This window comes from Streptomyces sp. SCA2-17, assembly GCF_044336695.1.
In genome coordinates, this window is sequence record NZ_CP117521.1 from 4928490 (window position 1) to 4946690 (window position 18201).

The 18201-nt window shown below is 72.0% G+C and carries 15 protein-coding genes; 11 read left to right on the forward strand and 4 right to left on the reverse strand.

Translation table 11 applies throughout. From position 1 onward, the window contains the following. Nucleotides 1-86 precede the first annotated feature (86 nt). Both PS271_RS22355 and PS271_RS22360 read left to right on the forward strand, forming a co-directional pair. Nucleotides 87-1880 carry an IucA/IucC family protein gene (locus PS271_RS22355; RefSeq protein ID WP_398386988.1) on the forward strand — a complete coding sequence of 598 codons (1794 nt, stop codon included), beginning with the start codon at nt 87-89 and terminating at the stop codon, nt 1878-1880. 43 nt (nt 1881-1923) lie between these two features. Continuing rightward, on the forward strand, nt 1924-3903 hold the full coding sequence (locus tag PS271_RS22360) for an ATP-dependent DNA helicase (RefSeq protein ID WP_398384058.1): 1980 nt from the start codon (nt 1924-1926) through the stop codon (nt 3901-3903). Between the two features lie 82 nt (nt 3904-3985). On the opposite strand, the gene lexA is transcribed toward PS271_RS22360, so the two are convergent. After that, nucleotides 3986-4771: a transcriptional repressor LexA gene (gene lexA, locus PS271_RS22365; protein WP_030368667.1), complete on the reverse strand. Its 786-nt coding sequence runs from the start codon at nt 4769-4771 to the stop codon at nt 3986-3988. A gap of 537 nt (nt 4772-5308) precedes the next feature. Here lexA and nrdR point away from each other — a divergent pair. Both nrdR and PS271_RS22375 read left to right on the forward strand, forming a co-directional pair. Beyond that, on the forward strand, nt 5309-5833 hold the full coding sequence (gene nrdR, locus PS271_RS22370; protein ID WP_398384060.1) for a transcriptional regulator NrdR: 525 nt from the start codon (nt 5309-5311) through the stop codon (nt 5831-5833). Nucleotides 5834-5946: 113 nt separating this feature from the next. After that, nucleotides 5947-8817 carry a vitamin B12-dependent ribonucleotide reductase gene (locus PS271_RS22375; RefSeq protein WP_398384062.1) on the forward strand — a complete coding sequence of 957 codons (2871 nt, stop codon included), beginning with the start codon at nt 5947-5949 and terminating at the stop codon, nt 8815-8817. 100 nt (nt 8818-8917) lie between these two features. Here PS271_RS22375 and PS271_RS22380 read toward each other — a convergent pair whose 3' ends face one another. Next, nucleotides 8918-9334, reverse strand: coding sequence for a nuclear transport factor 2 family protein (locus PS271_RS22380; RefSeq protein ID WP_398384063.1), 417 nt, complete (start codon nt 9332-9334; stop codon nt 8918-8920). A gap of 100 nt (nt 9335-9434) precedes the next feature. Between PS271_RS22380 and PS271_RS22385 the strand changes: the two genes are divergently transcribed. From PS271_RS22385 to PS271_RS22415, 7 genes are all read left to right on the forward strand, one after another. Next, nucleotides 9435-10007 carry a TetR/AcrR family transcriptional regulator gene (locus tag PS271_RS22385; RefSeq protein WP_398384065.1) on the forward strand — a complete coding sequence of 191 codons (573 nt, stop codon included), beginning with the start codon at nt 9435-9437 and terminating at the stop codon, nt 10005-10007. Between the two features lie 89 nt (nt 10008-10096). Then, nucleotides 10097-10948, forward strand: coding sequence for an arylamine N-acetyltransferase family protein (locus PS271_RS22390; RefSeq protein WP_398384066.1), 852 nt, complete (start codon nt 10097-10099; stop codon nt 10946-10948). A 34-nt stretch (nt 10949-10982) separates the two neighbouring features. Next, the gene (locus PS271_RS22395; protein WP_398384068.1) at nt 10983-11588 is read left to right on the forward strand and encodes a YdbC family protein; all 606 of its coding nucleotides are present in this window, start codon (nt 10983-10985) and stop codon (nt 11586-11588) included. A gap of 234 nt (nt 11589-11822) precedes the next feature. Further along, complete coding sequence (locus PS271_RS22400) at nt 11823-12482, forward strand: histidine phosphatase family protein (RefSeq protein WP_398384070.1); 660 nt, start codon at nt 11823-11825, stop codon at nt 12480-12482. A 101-nt stretch (nt 12483-12583) separates the two neighbouring features. Next, nucleotides 12584-13483: an ADP-ribosylglycohydrolase family protein gene (locus PS271_RS22405; RefSeq protein ID WP_398384071.1), complete on the forward strand. Its 900-nt coding sequence runs from the start codon at nt 12584-12586 to the stop codon at nt 13481-13483. Nucleotides 13484-13679: 196 nt separating this feature from the next. Then, nucleotides 13680-14381 (forward strand): ribonuclease HII, encoded by a 702-nt coding sequence (gene rnhB / locus PS271_RS22410; protein WP_398384072.1) that lies wholly within the window; start codon nt 13680-13682, stop codon nt 14379-14381. 59 nt (nt 14382-14440) lie between these two features. Next, the gene (locus PS271_RS22415; protein WP_398384074.1) at nt 14441-15034 is read left to right on the forward strand and encodes a hypothetical protein; all 594 of its coding nucleotides are present in this window, start codon (nt 14441-14443) and stop codon (nt 15032-15034) included. 164 nt (nt 15035-15198) lie between these two features. On the opposite strand, the gene PS271_RS22420 is transcribed toward PS271_RS22415, so the two are convergent. Both PS271_RS22420 and PS271_RS22425 read right to left on the reverse strand, forming a co-directional pair. Further along, nucleotides 15199-15780 (reverse strand): hypothetical protein, encoded by a 582-nt coding sequence (locus PS271_RS22420; RefSeq protein ID WP_398384076.1) that lies wholly within the window; start codon nt 15778-15780, stop codon nt 15199-15201. Nucleotides 15781-15997: 217 nt separating this feature from the next. After that, nucleotides 15998-18163: a RecQ family ATP-dependent DNA helicase gene (locus tag PS271_RS22425; protein ID WP_398384078.1), complete on the reverse strand. Its 2166-nt coding sequence runs from the start codon at nt 18161-18163 to the stop codon at nt 15998-16000. Nucleotides 18164-18201 lie beyond the last annotated feature (38 nt).

Here is an 18201-nt window from a genome sequence, read left to right on the forward strand (position 1 = left end):
CCACCGACCGCCCCACGCGCCCCTCCCACCCCGCCGGCCCCGACGGCTCGGACTGGGAGCAAGCGGGCGCCCGCCTGCTCGCCAAGATGCTCGGCGAGCTCAGCTACGAGGGCGTGCTCTCCCCCGAGCCGGACGACACGCAGCCCGAACAGTCCGGCATGCCGCCTGAGCCGTCCGGCACGCTGCCCGAGCCGTCCGGCACGCCGCCCCGGCCTGACGGCACCGGGACGGTCACCCCGGAGCCCCCCGCTGCCTACCGCCTGCCCTTAACGGATGACGTGACCTGCCGCTTCCGGGCCCGCCGGAGCGCCTACGGTCACTGGCGCGTCGACCCCGGATCCGTCACCCCCATCCAGGACCCCCTCCGCTTCCTCGCCCTCGCCCACGACACCGTGCTCGGTCTGTCCGGCGACACCACCGGCCACCTGGCCAGAGAACTCCTCGCCACCCTCGCCGCCGACACCCGCCTGCGGGCGAGCGCCCTCAGCGCGGCCGACCTCGCCGACCTCGACTACGCCGCGCTCGAAGGCCACCAGACCGGCCACCCCTGGCTCATCGCCAACAAGGGCCGGCTCGGCTTCTCCGCCTCCGACGCCGCCCTGTGGGCCCCGGAGGCCCGCATCCCGCGCCGCCTGCCCTGGATCGCCGTCCACCGCGACCTCGCGCACTACCGGGCCGTCCCCGCACTGGCCACCCCCGATCGCCTCTACGCCGAAGAGCTCGCCCCCGGCACCCGGGCCGCCTTCGCCCGCACCGTCGCCGACCACGGACGCGACCCCGCCGGATACCTCTGGCTCCCCGTCCACCCCTGGCAGTGGGACGAGACCGTGGCCCCCCTCTTCGCGCCCTGCCTCGCCGACGGATCCATCATCCTCCTGCCCACTGACAACGACCTCCGGCTCCCGCAGCAGTCCGTCCGCACCTTCCTCAACACCAGCCGGCCGGACGCCCGCACCGTGAAGCTCCCGCTGTCGGTCCTCAACACCCTCGTCTGGCGCGGCCTGCCCACCGAGCGCACCCTCGCCGCCCCCGCCGTCACCGCCTGGCTCCAGGCCCTCCGGGACGAGGACGACTTCCTCCGGGACGAGACCCGGGTGATCCTCCTCGGCGAGACCGCCTCGATCACCGTCGAGCACCCCCTCTACGACCGGCTGCCCGGCGTCCCGTACCAGTACAAGGAACTCCTCGGCTGCATCTGGCGCGAACCCCTCGGCCCCGCCCTCGCCCCCGGCGAGCGCGCCCGCACCCTCGCGGCCCTCCTGCACACCGACCCCGCCGGCCGCTCGTTCACCGCCGAGCTCGTCCACCGCTCCGGCCTGGCCCCGGCCGACTGGCTGCGCCGGCTCTTCGCCGCGCTGCTCCCGCCGCTGCTGCGCTTCCTCTACCGCTACGGCACCGTCTTCTCCCCGCACGGCGAGAACGCCATCGTCGTCTTCGACGACAACGACGTCCCCACCCGGCTCGCCGTCAAGGACTTCGTCGACGACATCAACGTCAGCGCCGTGCCGCTGCCCGAGCACGCCTCCATGCCCGGCGACGTACGGGACGTGCTGCTCACCGAACCGCCCGGATTCCTCACCCAGTTCATCCACTCCGGCCTCTTCGTCGGTGTCTTCCGCTACCTCGCGCCGCTGTGCGAGGAACAACTCGGCGTGCCCGAGGCGGTCTTCTGGTCGCTCGTCCGGGCGGAGATCGTCCGGCACCACGAGCGCTTCCCGCGGATGAAGGACCGCTACGAGGCCTTCGACCTGCTCACCCCGCGGATCGAGCGCCTCTGCCTCAACCGCAACCGGCTGCACCTCGACGGCTACCGCGACCGCCCGGAGCGCCCCCACGCGGCCGTCCACGGCACCGTGCCCAATCCGCTGCACATTCCGTGACGCCGCCGACGATGTCAGTGCCGCCCTTTAGGCTGGAAGAGCTATGACTGCCTCCTCCTCGCCCTCCCTCGCCGACCTGCTGCACGCCGCCGTCACCGCCGTCGGCGGCACCGAGCGGCCCGGCCAGGTCACCATGGCCGAATCCGTCGCCGAAGCCGTCGACGGCAATTCCCACCTGCTCGTCCAGGCCGGCACCGGCACCGGCAAGTCCCTCGGCTATCTGGTGCCGGCCCTGGCCCACGGCGAGCGCGTGGTGGTGGCCACCGCGACGCTGGCGCTCCAGCGCCAGCTCGTGGAGCGTGATCTTCCGCGGACGGTGGACGCCCTGCAGCCGCTGCTGCGCCGCCGCCCCCAGTTCGCCATGCTCAAGGGCCGGTCCAATTACCTGTGCCTGCACCGGCTGCACGAGGGGGTGCCCCAGGACGAGGAGGAGGGGCTCTTCGACCCCTTCGAGGCGGCGGCGCCCTCCAGCAAGCTCGGCAAGGACCTGCTCCGCCTGCGCGACTGGTCCGACGAGACGGAGACCGGTGATCGCGACGACCTCACGCCCGGCGTCTCCGATCGCGCCTGGTCCCAGGTGTCGGTCACGTCCCGCGAGTGCCTCGGCGCCTCGAAGTGCGCGTACGGCGCGGAGTGCTTCGCCGAGGCGGCCCGGGAGCGGGCCAAGCTCGCCGACGTGGTGGTCACCAATCACGCCCTGCTGGCCATCGACGCCATCGAGGGCGCCCCGGTCCTGCCGGGCCACGAGGTCCTGATCGTCGACGAGGCCCATGAGCTGGTCTCCCGGGTCACCGGCGTCGCCACGGGCGAGCTCACCCCCGGCCAGGTCAACCGCGCCGTGCGGCGCGCCGCCAAGCTGGTCGACGAGAAGGCCGCGGATTCCCTCCAGACCGCCGCGGAGAGCTTCGAGCGCCTGATGGAGCTCGCGCTCCCGGGCCGCCTGGAGGAGATTCCCGACGATCTCGAGTACGCCCTGATGGCGCTGCGCGACGCCGCCCGTACGGTCATCTCCTCCATCGGCAACACCCGCGACAAGTCCGTCCAGGACGAGGACGCCGTCCGCAAGCAGGCCCTGGCCGCCGTGGAGAACATCCACGGGGTCGCCGAGCGCATCGTGGAGGGCTCCGAGTACGACGTCGTCTGGTACGAGCGGCACGACCGCTTCGGGGCCTCGCTCCGGGTGGCCCCGCTCTCGGTCTCCGGGCTGCTGCGCGAGAAGCTCTTCAGCGAGCGGTCCGTGGTGCTCACCTCGGCCACGCTCAAGCTCGGCGGGGACTTCAACGGCGTCGCCGCGTCCCTGGGCCTGGCCCCCGAGGGCACCGGCGGCGCGGACAGCCCGGAGTGGAAGGGCGTCGACGTCGGCTCGCCGTTCGACTATCCCAAGCAGGGCATCCTCTACGTCGCCCGGCATCTGTCCCAGCCCGGCCGGGAGGGCAGCCGTACGGACATGCTCGACGAGCTGGCCGAGCTGGTGGAGGCCGCCGGCGGCCGGACCCTGGGCCTGTTCTCCTCGATGCGCGCCGCCCAGGCCGCGGCCGAGGCGCTGCGCGGCAGGCTCGACGTGCCGATCCTCCTCCAGGGCGAGGAGACGCTGGGCGAGCTGATCCGGAACTTCGCGGCCGACGCCCGCACGTGCCTGTTCGGCACGCTGTCGCTGTGGCAGGGCGTCGATGTGCCGGGGCCGAGCTGCCAGCTCGTGATCATGGACCGGGTGCCGTTCCCGCGCCCGGACGATCCGCTGATGAGCGCCCGGCAGAAGGCCGTGGAGGAGGCGGGCGGCAATGGCTTCATGGCCGTGGCGGCGACGCATGCCGCGCTGCTGATGGCCCAGGGCGCCGGTCGGCTCGTCCGGGCCTCGGGGGACCGCGGCGTGGTCGCCGTGCTCGACCCCCGGCTGGCGACGGCCCGCTACGGCGGCTTCCTGCGCTCGTCACTGCCGGACTTCTGGTACACCACGGACCGTAACCAGGTGCGGCGCTCGCTGGCCGCGATCGACGAGGCGGCGAAGGCGGACGGCCGCTAGACGTAGAGACGTAAAGCTGGACGTAAAAGAGCCCCGGAACCGGCGCAGGTGGTTCCGGGGCCCGGCCTTGCGGCCCGCACCTTCAGACGCGGCGCAGCACCGCCACGACCTTGCCGAGGATGGTGGCCTCATCGCCCGGGATCGGCTGGTAGGCGGCATTGTGCGGCAGCAGCCACACATGGCCGTCCTCGCGCTTGAAGCGCTTGACCGTGGCCTCTCCGTCGAGCATCGCGGCCACGATGTCGCCGTTCTCCGCAACGGGCTGGCGGCGGACCGTCACCCAGTCGCCGTCGCAGATGGCGGCCTCGATCATGGAGTCGCCGACGACCTTCAGGACGAACAGCTCGCCGTCACCCACCAGTTGGCGGGGGAGCGGGAAGACGTCCTCGACGGACTCCTCGGCCAGGATCGGACCGCCCGCGGCGATCCGGCCGACCAGCGGCACATAGGACGCGGCGGGCTTGCCGGTGGTGTCCGTGGGCTGCGAGCTGGGCTGGTCCGAGCCGCGGACCTCGTAGGCGCGGGGGCGGTGCGGATCCCGGCGCAGGAAGCCCTTGCGCTCCAGCGCCATGAGCTGGTGCGCCACCGAGGACGTGCTCGACAGCCCGACCGCCTGGCCGATCTCCCGCATGGAGGGTGGGTAGCCCCGGCGCTGGACGGAATCCCGGATCACTTCGATGACCCGCCGCTGGCGGTCGGTGAGGCCCGAGCTGTCGGCCCGGATGCCCGGAGGTCGCCCCGGGAGGGCCCGAGCGGGCTTCTGCCCCTCGGAGCTCATGGCTGCGTCATTCATCGGGTGTGCCTGGTCGAGTCGGTTCTGGGAGCGGTCCTGGGCGGTGATTGTGGCGCTGTCTGCGGTGGTGGTCACGTCGGCCCCTCTCGAGATGTTCTCCCTAGCTGGACAACGGTAGTTGCTTTCGAAAGGTTGCGCCAAACACACGTTCGAGTGAAATATCGAAGTTTGCCTGACGTGATCAAGCTTGAGGGTGTACGGCTGAAGATCAATTCGGCCTATTACGGTACCCTTTGGTGCGTAGTGCACCGGGCGGGTGCCGGGACCCCGCGGGCCCCGCTCGGGCCCGGCCGGACCGGACCGGAGCCCTCCGCGGGACGGCTCCAGTGTGTCATCAAAGCCCCCGTGCCCCTGCGGCCGGGGCGGCTCGCGTAGGCTCGTGAGCGGTCTTCGCGGCCGCGACACGCGTCCGGCACGGTTCACCGCACGGCACCAGATCTAGTGGTTTGATTGGCGGCAGCCGCCCACAGGTTGTGGTCGAGAGGCGTTGCCGGTCATTTGCGGGTGCCGCCATCGCCTATGCTGGGGGCTGCTTCGCAAGGGCCCCGATCGAGGGTCCGCCGAGGCTGAAGATCGTGCACAGTCCTACGAGGGTGAGGAGGGTGGAGAGCCATGCACTGCCCCTTCTGCAGGCACCCCGACAGCCGCGTCGTCGACAGCCGGACCACCGATGACGGCTGCTCGATCCGGCGCCGGCGCCAGTGCCCCGACTGCTCCCGTCGTTTCACGACCGTGGAGACCGCGTCGCTGATGGTGATCAAGCGGAGCGGGGTCACCGAGCCCTTCAGCCGCACCAAGGTCATCTCCGGCGTGCGCAAGGCGTGCCAGGGCCGCCCGGTCACCGAGGACGCGCTGGCCCAGCTCGGCCAGCGGGTCGAGGAGGCGGTGCGCGCCACCGGCAGCGCCGAGCTCTCCACCCATGACGTCGGTCTCGCCATACTCGGCCCCCTCCGGGATCTCGACCTCGTCGCGTATCTGCGGTTCGCGTCCGTGTACCAGGCGTTCGACTCGCTCGAGGACTTCGAGGCCGCCGTCGCGGAGCTCCGCGAGCACCGCTCCGCCGCGACCGCCGGCGATGACGACGGCGAAGGCGACGAGGACCTCCGGGTTCCCGCGCCCGCCACGGCCGCCGAGTAGCCGCGGCCACCACAGACCTGCCCGGTGCGCCGCGCGCCCGGGCGAAGAACAGACATAGCGCGCCACGGAAGAAATAGGCGCATTAGGGCGTTTTGCCCGTAGAGGGAGGCGGCATGACCGAGACGACGAGCGGCCCGGCACGAGGTTCCCGTTCCAAGGGGAACAAGGGCGGCAAGGGTCTGCGCATCGAACGCATCCACACCACCCCCGGTGTCCACCCGTACGACGAGGTCGTCTGGGAACGCCGTGACGTCGTCATGACCAACTGGCGCGACGGCTCGATCAACTTCGAGCAGCGCGGCGTGGAGTTCCCCGACTTCTGGTCGGTGAACGCGGTCAACATCGTCACGAGCAAGTACTTCCGCGGCGCCACGGGTTCGCCCGAGCGCGAGTCCAGCCTCCGCCAGCTCATCGACCGCGTCGTGCTGACCTACCGCAAGGCGGGCGAGCAGCACGGCTACTTCGCCTCCCCGGCGGACGCCGAGATCTTCGAGCACGAGCTGACCTACGCCCTGCTGCACCAGGTCTTCAGCTTCAACTCCCCGGTCTGGTTCAACGTCGGCACCAAGCAGCCGCAGCAGGTCTCCGCCTGCTTCATCCTCTCCGTCGACGACTCCATGGAGTCGATCCTCGACTGGTACAAGGAAGAGGGGATGATCTTCAAGGGCGGCTCCGGCGCCGGCCTGAACCTCTCCCGCATCCGCTCCTCCAAGGAGCTGCTCTCCTCCGGCGGCAACGCCTCCGGCCCGGTCTCCTTCATGCGCGGCGCCGACGCCTCCGCAGGAACGATCAAGTCCGGCGGCGCCACGCGCCGTGCGGCCAAGATGGTCGTCCTCGACGTCGACCACCCCGACGTCGAGGCCTTCATCGAGACCAAGGTGAAGGAGGAGGAGAAGGTCCGCGCCCTGCGCGACGCCGGCTTCGACATGGACCTGGGCGGCGATGACATCACCTCCGTCCAGTACCAGAACGCGAACAACTCCGTCCGCGTCAACGACGAGTTCATGAAGGCCGTCGAGACCGGCTCGAAGTTCGGGCTGCGCGGCCGGATGACCGGTGAGGTCATCGAGGAGATCGACGCCAAGGGCCTCTTCCGCAAGATGGCCGAGGCCGCGTGGGCCTGCGCCGACCCGGGCATCCAGTACGACGACACGATCAACCACTGGCACACCTCGCCGGAGTCGGGCCGGATCACCGCGTCCAACCCGTGCAGCGAGTACATGCACCTGGACAACTCCTCGTGCAACCTCGCCTCCCTCAACCTCATGAAGTTCCTCCGCGACGACGACCAGGGCAACCAGTCGTTCGACGCCGAGCGCTTCGCCAAGGTCGTCGAGCTGGTCATCACGGCGATGGACATCTCCATCTGCTTCGCCGACTTCCCGACCGAGAAGATCGGCGAGACCACCCGCGCCTTCCGCCAGCTGGGCATCGGCTACGCCAACCTCGGCGCCCTGCTGATGGCCACCGGCCACGCGTACGACAGCGACGGCGGCCGTGCCCTCGCCGGTGCCATCACCTCCCTGATGACCGGCACCTCGTACAAGCGCTCCGCCGAGCTGGCCGCCGTCGTCGGCCCGTACGACGGCTACGCCCGCAACGCCGACGCCCACAAGCGCGTCATGAAGCAGCACTCCGACGCCAACGCCACCGCCAAGCGCGTGGACGACCTGGACACCCCGGTCTGGGCCGCCGCGACCGAGGCCTGGCAGGACGTGCTCCGCCTCGGTGAGAAGGACGGCTTCCGCAACGCCCAGGCCTCCGTGCTGGCGCCCACCGGCACCATCGGCCTGATGATGGACTGCGACACCACGGGCGTCGAGCCGGACCTGGCCCTGGTCAAGTTCAAGAAGCTCGTCGGCGGCGGCTCGATGCAGATCGTCAACAACACGGTGCCGAAGGCGCTCAAGCGCCTGGGCTACCAGCCGGAGCAGATCGAGGCGGTCGTCGCCCACATCGCCGAGCACGGCAACGTGATCGACGCCCCGGGCCTCAAGCCCGAGCACTACGAGGTCTTCGACTGCGCCATGGGCGAGCGCGCGATCTCCGCCATGGGCCACGTGCGCATGATGGCCGCCGCCCAGCCGTTCCTCTCCGGCGCCATCTCCAAGACGGTCAACCTGCCCGAGTCGGCCACCGTCGAGGAGGTCGAGGAGGTCTACTACGAGGGCTGGAAGCTCGGCCTGAAGGCCCTCGCGATCTACCGCGACAACTGCAAGGTCGGCCAGCCGCTCTCCGCCAAGAAGAAGGAGGAGGCCAAGGCCCCCGAGGCCGCCGCCCCCGCCGCGGAGAAGGTCGTCGAGTACCGCCCCGTCCGCAAGCGCCTTCCCAAGGGCCGCCCGGGCATCACCACCTCCTTCACGGTGGGCGGCGCCGAGGGCTACATGACCGCCAACTCCTACCCGGACGACGGTCTCGGCGAGGTCTTCCTGAAGATGTCCAAGCAGGGCTCGACCCTCGCGGGCATGATGGACGCCTTCTCCATCGCCGTCTCGGTGGGTCTCCAGTACGGCGTGCCCCTGGAGACGTACGTCTCGAAGTTCACCAACATGCGCTTCGAGCCGGCCGGCATGACGGACGACCCGGACGTGCGGATGGCGCAGTCGATCGTCGACTACATCTTCCGCCGCCTGGCGCTGGACTTCCTGCCCTTCGAGACCCGCTCGGCCCTCGGCATCCACTCCGCCGAGGAGCGCCAGCGCCACCTGGACACCGGCTCGTACGAGCCGACCGACGAGGACGTCGACGTGGAGGGCCTCGCCCAGTCCGCGCCCCGTCACGTCCAGCCCTCGAAGCCCGAGGCCCCGGCCCAGCCCGCCGCGGTCCCGGCCCCGAAGCAGGCCCACAACTCCACCGAGCTGGTGGAGATGCAGCTGGGGCTGAACGCCGACGCACCGCTGTGCTTCTCCTGCGGCACGAAGATGCGCCGCGCGGGCAGCTGCTACCTGTGCGAGGGCTGCGGCTCGACCAGCGGTTGCAGCTGATCGATGTGACGAGGGCGGCGCCCCGGAGGATGCATTCCTCCGGGGCGCCGCCCTTTTTCGTGCCCGGGTTTCTCTGCCCGGGCTTTCCTGTCCCTTACGTTCAGGGGGTCAACTCCCTTTCCGCCTCGGTGATCGGCACGTCATTGATGCTGGCCTCGCGACGCCGCATCAGGCCGTCCGGGGCGAATTCCCACTGCTCGTTGCCGTAGCTGCGCCACCACTGCCCGCCGGCGTCGTGCCACTCGTACCGGAAGCACACCGAGATCCGGTTGCCGGACCACGACCAGAGCTCCTTGCGCAGGCGGTAGTCCAGCTCCCTCTCCCATTTGCGTCGCAGGAAGGCCCGTATCGCGTCGCGGCCGGTGAGGAATTCGTCCCGGTTCCGCCAGACGCTGTCCTCGGTGTAGGCGAGGGCGACCCGTTCGGGATCGCGGCTGTTCCAGGCGTCCTCGGCAGCCTGCACTTTGGCGCGGGCGGAGGATTCGTCGAAGGGGGGCAGGGGTGGGCGCTGGGTCATGGCATGCCCTTCCGCACGGGAAAAGGTGGAGAACGGTCGTTCTCTCGTTTCGTGTGTAGCCTAGAGAACGATCGTTCTCCGCGCCAGCCCGGGAGGGGCCATGGACATCACCGAAGCCGACGGACGCCTGCTCGACGCCGCGGAGACCCTCTTCTACGAGCACGGCGTCCAGTCGGTCGGGATGGACCGGATCCGTACGGCGTCCGGGGTCTCGCTCAAGCGTCTCTATCAGCGCTTCCCGTCGAAGGAAGTGCTGGTGGAGGCCTATCTGCGGCGCCGCGACGGGCGCTGGCGGGGCGCGCTCGCCGCGTACGTCGCCACGCGCCCGACGGCGGCGGAACGCCCCCTCGCCGTATTCGACTGGCTGGAGGAATGGTTCGCCGAACCGGACTTCCACGGCTGCGCGTTCATCAATGCCTACGGTGAACTCGGTACGGCCTCCCCGGCCGTGGCTGAGGCCGTAAGGGACCACAAAGCCGAAGTGCTGCGCTATCTGCACGGACTCGTACGCGACGCGGGAGCCGCGGACCCCGGGCCCGTAGCGGAACAACTGGCCGTCCTGGCCGACGGCGCGATCACCACGGCGGCGATCACCGGCACTCCGGCCCCCGCGCGCAGCGCACGGGAAGCCGCCTCGGCAGTGCTGAAGGCGGCCGGTGTTGCGCAGCGGTAGCCGGCGGGCGGGCCAGCGCCCGGAGGGAATACTGTCGGGTGACCGGCCGAAGGGGAGAGGGCAGCAGTGAAGGGGAGAGGGCAGCAGTAATGACGGGCGATTTCACATGGGGCGGCGCGGATCTGGACCTGGACGCGTATCTGGCGCGCATCGGCGTGGAGGGACCGGTGCGGCCCGACGTGGAGACGCTCAGGGCAGTGCACCGCGGCCACGTGGCCGCCTTCCCCTTCGAGAACCTGGAAATCCTGCTGGGCCGACCGATCCTCCTGGACGTCAAGTCGCTTCAGGACAAGATGGTGGCGCAGCGCCGCGGAGGCTATTGCTACGAGCAGAACCTGCTCTTCGCCGCGGTTCTGGAGCGCATCGGGTTCTCCTTCACGGGAATCGGCGCGCGGATCAGAATGGGCAGCGAAAAGGTGCGCCCGGTCACCCATATGGCACTGAAGGTTGAGGCCGGCGGCGAGCAGTGGCTGTGCGACGTCGGCTTCGGCGGAGAGGGGCTGCTGGAGCCCTTGCCGTTCCGGGACGGGGCGCAGGGGCAGACGCGGACGCAGGTGCGGCAGGGCGGCTGGACGTTCGGCATCGAGCGGGAGCGGGGGGATGTGCAGGTGCTCCGTTCGCTCCATCCGGAGGGCTGGTTCGACCTGTACGCCTTCGGCCCGGAGGAGCGCGTTCCGGTCGACTACGCCGTCATGAACCACTACATCTCCACGCATCCGCACTCACCGTTCGTCTCGCGCGTGGTGGTACAGCAGACGGAGCCCGGTATACGACGGAGTCTGGTGGGCTCCATGCTCGTTACCGCCGGGCCGGACGGAGTGGAGGAGCAACGGGAGGTGCGCGCGGCGGAGTTGGTGCGGTTGCTGGCGCGAGAGTTCCGGATCGAGCTCGGCGAGGCGGACGCGGCGGCCCTCGGACGGGTGCAGTCCTCCGGTACGTGACTGCGGGCCGCTGCCCGGGCCGTACGATGGCGCGGTGCTGGTCAAGTGGACTCGCTGCACCGTGGTCGACCGCCGCGGCTTCGAACGCGGGCAACGCAAATGGGCGGGACTGCTCGGCGAGCCCGGTTTCCGGGGGCAGGGCGGGGGCTGGAGCAGAGGGCGCCCGCAGGTGGTGCACCTGTTCGGCTTCTGGGAGAGCCGGGCGTTCTACGACTCCTTCATGGCGCGGTCCCACGACAGGCTGGCGGCCGCCCAGGCGGGGACGTGCAAGAACGTCCAAGTGCGGCTGTTCGAGCACCGGTTTGACGTGAAGGTGGGCTTCAGCCCGCAGTTCGCCGATGCGGACGTGGTGCGCATCGCCCACTGCCGGGTCCGGGAGGACCGCGTGGAGCACTTCACCCTGATGCAGGAGAAGGTGTGGAACCCGGCCATGGCCGGGTCTCCCGGCATGCTGCGCGGCATCTTCGGGGAGGCCCCCGGCCAGGAGTTCCTCGTCCTCTCCGTGTGGAACTCCGAGGCCGAGCACGGGAAGTACCGCGCGGAGCGGGTCGAGCGGCTCGCCCTGCGGACGCAGCTCGAAGCCGATGTGGCGTCGATCGGCGGCGACATCGTCGCCTTGGAGCCGTCCTGGACCGTATGAGCCTCGTGAGGCGCTGCGGAGTCCTCCCGACGGCCGGCGGATAGCAGGAAGGCCCCGCGCGGGCCGCCGCCGGGCCGGCGCCGGCCGCTCCCGTGCCCTGGACGGAGTACGCGCCGGCGTCCGCCCGTACAAGGATCCGTGCGGGGGAGCGGCTGCTGGTCCGCGGGGCCGCCGGCCGGGAACTGATCACAGGCCGGCCGGGCGGGCTGCCGGCGCTCGATCTAGGGTGGCGGCATGGCAAGGCCCCGACGCATCGTTCTCATCCGGCACGGCGAGTCGGCGGGCAACGTCGACGACACCGTCTACGAACGGGAGCCCGACCACGCCCTGAGCCTGACCGAGCGGGGCCGCAAGCAGGCCAGGGAGGCCGGGGGGCCGCTCCGCGAGCTCTTCGGGGACGAGCGGGTCTCGGCGTACGTCTCGCCGTACCGGCGCGCCCACCAGACCTTCCACGCCCTGGGGCTCGACCCGGGCCGCGTGCGCGTCCGCGAGGAGCCGCGGCTGCGCGAGCAGGACTGGGGGAACTGGCAGGACCCGGTCGACGTGCGCAAGCAGAAGGCGTACCGGGACACCTACGGCCACTTCTTCTACCGCTTCGCCCAGGGCGAGTCCGGAGCCGACGTCTACGACCGCGTCGGAGCCTTCCTGGAGAGCCTGTGGCGCAGCTTCGAGGACCCCGGCCACCCGCCGAACGTCCTGCTGGTCACCCACGGCCTGACCATGCGGCTCTTCTGCATGCGCTGGTTCCACTGGACGGTCGCCGAGTTCGAGTCCCTGTCGAACCCGGGCAACGCCGAGAGCCGCGCGCTGATCCTCGGGCCGGACGGCCGGTACCACCTCGACCGGCCCTTCGAGCGGTGGTGCACCCCCGAACCGTACGGCTTCACCGGCTAGGCCTCGCCGAAGCGGCTTGGACCTCGCCGAAGCGGCTTGGACCTCGCCGAAGCCGCTCAGACATCACCGTGGCCGCCGGAAAGGAATTAGAGTTCGCTGCGATGACCGCTGACCGATTCCACCGCGCACTGGCGAGCCTGCGCGGGCTGGCCCTCGGCGATGCCCTCGGCTCCCAGTTCTTCGTCCCCGGCAACTACCCGTCCCTCAAGCGCCGCGAGCTGCCCCCCTCCCCCTGGCAGTGGACCGACGACACCGAGATGGCCTGCTCCGTGCTGGCCGTCCTCGCCGGGCACGGGCGCATCGACCAGGACGCGCTCGCCCGCTCCTTCGCGGAGCACCACGATTTCGACCGGGGATACGGGCCGGCCGTGGGCCGCATGCTGCGCCTGGTCAGGGAGGGCGGCGACTGGCGCGAGCTGGCCTCGGCCCTCTTCAACGGGCAGGGCTCCTGGGGCAACGGCGCGGCCATGCGCATCGCCCCGCTCGGCGCCTGGTACGCGGACGACCCGGAACAGGCCACGCACCAGGCCGAGATCTCCGCGTACACCACGCACCAGCACCGCGAGGCGGTCGCCGGGACCATGGCCGTGGCCGCCGCGGCGGCCCTCGCCGCGGGGCAGGCCGGGCCTCCCGCCCCCGAGGCGCTCCTGGACGGCGTCATCGCCCTCGTGCCGCGCAGCGCCGTCCAGGCGGGGCTGCGCCGTGCGCGGGACATGCTCGACTACGGCGACCCGACCACCGTCGCCGCCGTCCTCGGCTGCGGACGGCGCACCAGCGCGCACGACACCGTGCCGTTCGCCCTGTGGTCCGCCGCGCGCAACCTCACGTCGTACGAGTCCGCCTTCTGGACCACGGCGCAGGTCGGTGGTGACGTGGACACCAACTGCGCCATCGTCGGCGGAGTGGTCGCCGCGGGCGAGCGGGGCACGCCGCCCGGCGACTGGCTGCGGCGCACCGAGCAGCTCCCGGGCTGGCTTCCCACGGGCGCGGGCCGCAGGTAGGCGCCGCCGGCCGGGGCTGAGCGGCGGCCCGGGCGACCGGGCCCGCGGGTGCCGGCGTACCCGCGGGAAGGGTGCGGGAGTACCAGCAGGAGAGGCGCCTGCGTACCCGCGGGAAACCGGAATGGAACCGGCCGGAAGAAAGGGGAGGGGGCGGGGCTACTCGGGCCACCCGCAGGGGCGTACGCTTGCTGGCGCCATGCCGTACGAACCGCCTACCCACACCGTCGAGCGCTCCTTGCGCGCAACGACCGGAGCCAAGGTCGTCGCCGGGCTCGACGAGGTCGGCCGGGGCGCCTGGGCCGGCCCGGTCACCGTGTGCGCGGCCGTCACAGGGCTGCGCCGCCCTCCCGAGGGCCTCACCGACTCCAAGCTGCTGACGCCCAAGCGGCGGACGGCCCTCGCCGGGCAGCTGGAGAGCTGGGTCACCGCCCACGCGCTCGGCCACTCCTCCCCACAGGAGATCGACGAGCTGGGCATGACGGCGGCCCTGCGGCTGGCGGCGAACCGTGCCCTGGAGGCACTGCCCGTCCGGCCGGAGATGGTGATCCTCGACGGCAAGCACGACTACCTCGGCGATCCCTGGCGGGTCCGCACGGTCATCAAGGGCGACCAGTCCTGCGTGGTCGTCGCGGCGGCGTCCGTGCTCGCCAAGGTCCGGCGCGACGCCATGATGGCGGAACTGGGCGCCGGCTACGAAGACTTCGGCTTCTGTGACAACGCCGGATACCCCTCGCCGGTGCACCGCGCCGCCCTGGAGGCGCTGGGCCCCACCCCGCATCACCGGCTGTCCTGGTCCTATCTGGACGCGCTGCCCAGGTGGCAGCACCTCAAGCGGGTTCGCAGCGTCCCCGACACAGCTTCACTGGAGGCCGGTGGCCAGCTCGGTTTCGAATTCTGAGCGGCCCTGACCGCCACCCGCCGACGCGACTCGCACCGGCGTTTGATAAACATCAACTCATGCCTCTCATCCCCGAGGAGCCTCAGATTCACGAGAGTGTCCCGGGTCCCAGCGCCGTGCCGGCCCCCGGCCGTACGACGCCGACCCCCCGCCCTGTTCCTGGCCCCCGTCCGGCCCCGCGGCCCGGCCCCGCCGCCCAGCGCGGCCCGGTGCCGGCCCCGGCTCCGTCCCGGCCCGCCGCGGCGCGGCCGGCCGCGGCCGCCGCCGGTCCGCAGGTCCAGCTGATCCCCGCCTCCGTGCAGGGTGCCCTGGACGCCGCGGACGAGGCCGTCGACCTGCTGCTCGACACCGGCCGCGCGCCCGGCGAGATCCTGGTGCTCACGACCGGCGACCCGCACCCCTGGGCCGCGCACGAGCTGTCCTTCGGTGAGGCGTCCTACTGGGCGCAGCACGATGCCCGTGACGACGTCTTCTACGCGGCCGCCGACGCGGACCGGGCCGGCTCCCGGCCCGTCGTGGTCGTCGCCGTCAACGGCGGCGCGGACGATGCGATCGCCCGCGCGCTGCCCGTGGCAATGTCCCGCGCCGGCGCGCTGATGATCGTCTGTGGCGACCCCCAGCGCGTCAACGCCCTGATCTCCGCGGGCGTCTGAGGACGGATCCTTGCGGTCACCCCCCCCCCGGCGGGGTGGCCGTAGGGATCCGTTTCTGTATGCGGGTGTGTGGTGCCCCGGTCCTGTACGCGGGTGTGTGGTGCCCCAGACCTGTACGCAGGTGTGTGGTGCCCCGGCGTGCGATGCCCGCCCCCCGGCGGCCGTCAGCGGGCTGCTGTGTGGCGGTGTGCTTGGGGCGCACCGCCGCCGCCCGACGATATGGGCGCCGGAGGGTGCTCCGGTGAGCGCGGCCGGCGTCCGCTGCGGCCTTCGCCGAGAATCTGCCAGCCGCCCGCGGTCAGCGTGATGTACGCCCCGCAGCGCAGCCCGTGCAGCGTGCAGGCGTCACGCAGGCCCCACATCCACGCCCCGTCCTCTTCGGTCCAATGGGCCTCGCCCGCACGGCAGTAGAGCAGCACGGCCGTCCGGACCGGGGTGCGCCGCCGCAGGTCGTGCGGGGTCACCCTGCGCAATTGGGCGAGGAGTGCGTTGCGCAGCTCCCAGCCGTCGGGCGGGGTGGGCCGGCGGACGAACGAAGCGCTCGCCGTGAGCCGTTCGTCGTGGTCGAGGACGGCGACGACGGCTGTCGACGGCGCCGGCAGATGGCGGGCGTGCAGACCGGTGATCACCTCGCGCGGATTGCGCAGCAGGGGAATTCCGGCCGCGGCCCACTCGGAGGGCTCGAGCATCCGGCTGAGCCGGTGTCCGGGCTCGGCAGGCGGGGGCGGTGCGAAGTCGAAGGCCATGACCCTCCCTTCGGCTGCATGCCACGGGCCGGGCGGCGGCGGGCAGGAGTGCGTGCCACGACGGCCGTCCCGGCGGGCCGTGGACGGACGAGAGCGGGATCGGTCCAATTCTCGCCGTGCCGCGGGCCTGCGGCAACGATCAATTGGCGCCAATGGCCGGCGGCGCGCGGCTCATGGCGCCCCGGCCGCCCCCGCCGGCCCCTCAGGCCGGGCGCGGCTAGCCCTGCACCGCCAGCACCATCGGGAACACCTCGGCCGCTCCGGCCCGCCGCAGCAGCCGGGCGGCCACGGCCAGCGTCCACCCGGTGTCGGTGAAGTCGTCGACCAGCAGGACGGGCCCGCCGGCGGAGGCCAGCGCCGCCGCGAGCTCCGGCGGGACGGTCAGCGCGCCGTCCAGCGCCCGCAGCCGCTGGGCGCTGTTGGTGCGCGGCACCCGGGTGTCGCTGTCCGCGCCGCCGTACTCGACGGTGCCGAGCAGGGGCATCCGGCCGACGGAGGCGATGCGCTCGGCGAGCGAGCGGATCAGCTGCGGCCGCGTCCGCGAGGCGAGCGCGACGACACCCACGGGGCGTGCGGGGGCGTCCGCGGCACCGGAGGCCCAACCGCCGGGACCGCGGGCCCAGTCGGCCAGCACGGTCACCACCGCGGCCGCCGCATCATCCGGAACAGGCCCGTCCGGCGTTTGCGGTGCGAGCAAGGGGCGCAGCCGGTTGCCCCAGCCGATGTCGGACAGCCGCCCGAGGGCACGGCCGGTCGCGGCCTGCTCGCCCGCCGGGATGCGGCCCTTGAGGTCGACACCGACCGCGGGCATCCCCGTCGGCCACATCCGGCGCGGCTCGACCTCCACGCCCGGGCGGCCCAGCTCGCCCCGCGAGGCGTCGAGGGCCCCGGCCGAGACATCCGCGGAGAAGCGCGGACCCGCGCAGTTGTCACAGCGCCCGCACGGGGCCGCCTGCTCGTCGTCCAGCTGGCGGCGCAGGAACTCCATCCGGCACTGCGTCGTGGTGGCGTAGTCGCGCATCGCCTGCTGCTCCGCGCCGCGCTGCCGCTCGACCCAGGCGTAGCGCTCGGCGTCGTACGTCCACGGGCGTCCCGTCGCCGTCCAGCCGCCCCGCACCCGGTGCACGGCGCCGTCGACGTCGAGGACCTTGAGCATGGTCTCCAGGCGGGAGCGCCGCAGCTCGACCCGGGGCTCGAGGGCCGGCAGGGAGACGGGCCGGTCCGAGGCGGCGAGCACCTCCAGCGTGCGGCGGACCTGGTCCTCCGGAGGGAAGGCGAGGGACGCGAAGTACTTCCAGATCGCCTCGTCCTCCTTGCCCGGGAGCAGGAGGACCTCGGCGTGCTCGACGCCGCGGCCGGCGCGGCCGACCTGCTGGTAGTAGGCGATGGGGGAGGAGGGGGAGCCCAGGTGGACCACGAAGCCCAGGTCGGGCTTGTCGAAGCCCATGCCCAGCGCTGAGGTGGCGACGAGCGCCTTGACGCGGTTGGCGAGCAGATCCTCCTCGGCCTGCTGGCGGTCCGCGTTCTCCGTCTTGCCCGTGTACGCGGTGACGGTGTGGCCGCACCGGCGCAGGAACGCGGTGACCTCCTCGGCGGCCGCGACGGTGAGGGTGTAGATGATGCCCGAGCCGGGGAGCTCGCCGAGGTGGTCGGCGAGCCAGGCCAGCCGGTGCGCGGCGTCGGGCAGCTGCAGCACCCCGAGGCTCAGGCTCTCGCGGTCCAGCGGGCCGCGCAGCACCAGCGCCCGGGTCGACTCCTCGCCCGTGCCCAGCTGCTCGGCGACGTCGGCGGTGACGCGGGCGTTGGCGGTGGCGGTCGTGGCGAGGACGGGCACGCCGGGCGGCAGGTCGGCCAGCATGGTGCGCAGCCGGCGGTAGTCGGGCCGGAAGTCGTGGCCCCAGTCGGAGATGCAGTGGGCCTCGTCGACGACGAGAAGACCGGTCGCCGCGGCGAGCTTGGGCAGGACCTGATCGCGGAAGTCGGGGTTGTTCAGCCGCTCCGGCGACACGAGGAGCACGTCGACCTCGCCGGCCGCCACCTCGGCCTGGACGGTGTCCCACTCCTCGACGTTGGCGGAGTTGATCGTGCGGGCGCGGATGCCCGCCCGCGCCGCGGCGTCCACCTGGTTGCGCATCAGGGCCAGCAGCGGCGAGACGATCACCGTGGGGCCGCTGCCGCGGGCCCGCAGCAGGGCGGTCGCGACGAAGTACACCGCCGACTTGCCCCAGCCCGTCCGCTGCACGACCAGGGCGCGGCGGTGGTGGGCGACCAGCGCCTCGATCGCCACCCACTGGTCCTCGCGCAGTCTCGCCGTGCCCGTGGTGTCGCCGACGAGGCGGGCCAGGACGGCGTCGGCCGAGGCGCGGAGGTCTTCGTTCGTCATGCCCCCATGCAACACGAGTGCACTGACAATGCGCGAAC

Excerpts from the sequence above, each read along its gene's own strand:
- PS271_RS22355 (WP_398386988.1), top strand. The coding sequence starts at position 87 with ATGCTCGGCGAGCTCAGCTACGAGGGCGTGCTCTCCCCCGAGCCGGAC.
- PS271_RS22360 (WP_398384058.1), top strand. The coding sequence starts at position 1,924 with ATGACTGCCTCCTCCTCGCCCTCCCTCGCCGACCTGCTGCACGCCGCC.
- nrdR (WP_398384060.1), top strand. The coding sequence starts at position 5,309 with ATGCACTGCCCCTTCTGCAGGCACCCCGACAGCCGCGTCGTCGACAGC.
- PS271_RS22375 (WP_398384062.1), top strand. The coding sequence starts at position 5,947 with ATGACCGAGACGACGAGCGGCCCGGCACGAGGTTCCCGTTCCAAGGGG.
- PS271_RS22380 (WP_398384063.1), bottom strand. The coding sequence starts at position 9,334 with ATGACCCAGCGCCCACCCCTGCCCCCCTTCGACGAATCCTCCGCCCGC.
- PS271_RS22385 (WP_398384065.1), top strand. The coding sequence starts at position 9,435 with ATGGACATCACCGAAGCCGACGGACGCCTGCTCGACGCCGCGGAGACC.
- PS271_RS22390 (WP_398384066.1), top strand. The coding sequence starts at position 10,097 with ATGACGGGCGATTTCACATGGGGCGGCGCGGATCTGGACCTGGACGCG.
- PS271_RS22400 (WP_398384070.1), top strand. The coding sequence starts at position 11,823 with ATGGCAAGGCCCCGACGCATCGTTCTCATCCGGCACGGCGAGTCGGCG.
- PS271_RS22405 (WP_398384071.1), top strand. The coding sequence starts at position 12,584 with ATGACCGCTGACCGATTCCACCGCGCACTGGCGAGCCTGCGCGGGCTG.
- rnhB (WP_398384072.1), top strand. The coding sequence starts at position 13,680 with ATGCCGTACGAACCGCCTACCCACACCGTCGAGCGCTCCTTGCGCGCA.
- PS271_RS22415 (WP_398384074.1), top strand. The coding sequence starts at position 14,441 with ATGCCTCTCATCCCCGAGGAGCCTCAGATTCACGAGAGTGTCCCGGGT.
- PS271_RS22420 (WP_398384076.1), bottom strand. The coding sequence starts at position 15,780 with ATGGCCTTCGACTTCGCACCGCCCCCGCCTGCCGAGCCCGGACACCGG.
- PS271_RS22425 (WP_398384078.1), bottom strand. The coding sequence starts at position 18,163 with ATGACGAACGAAGACCTCCGCGCCTCGGCCGACGCCGTCCTGGCCCGC.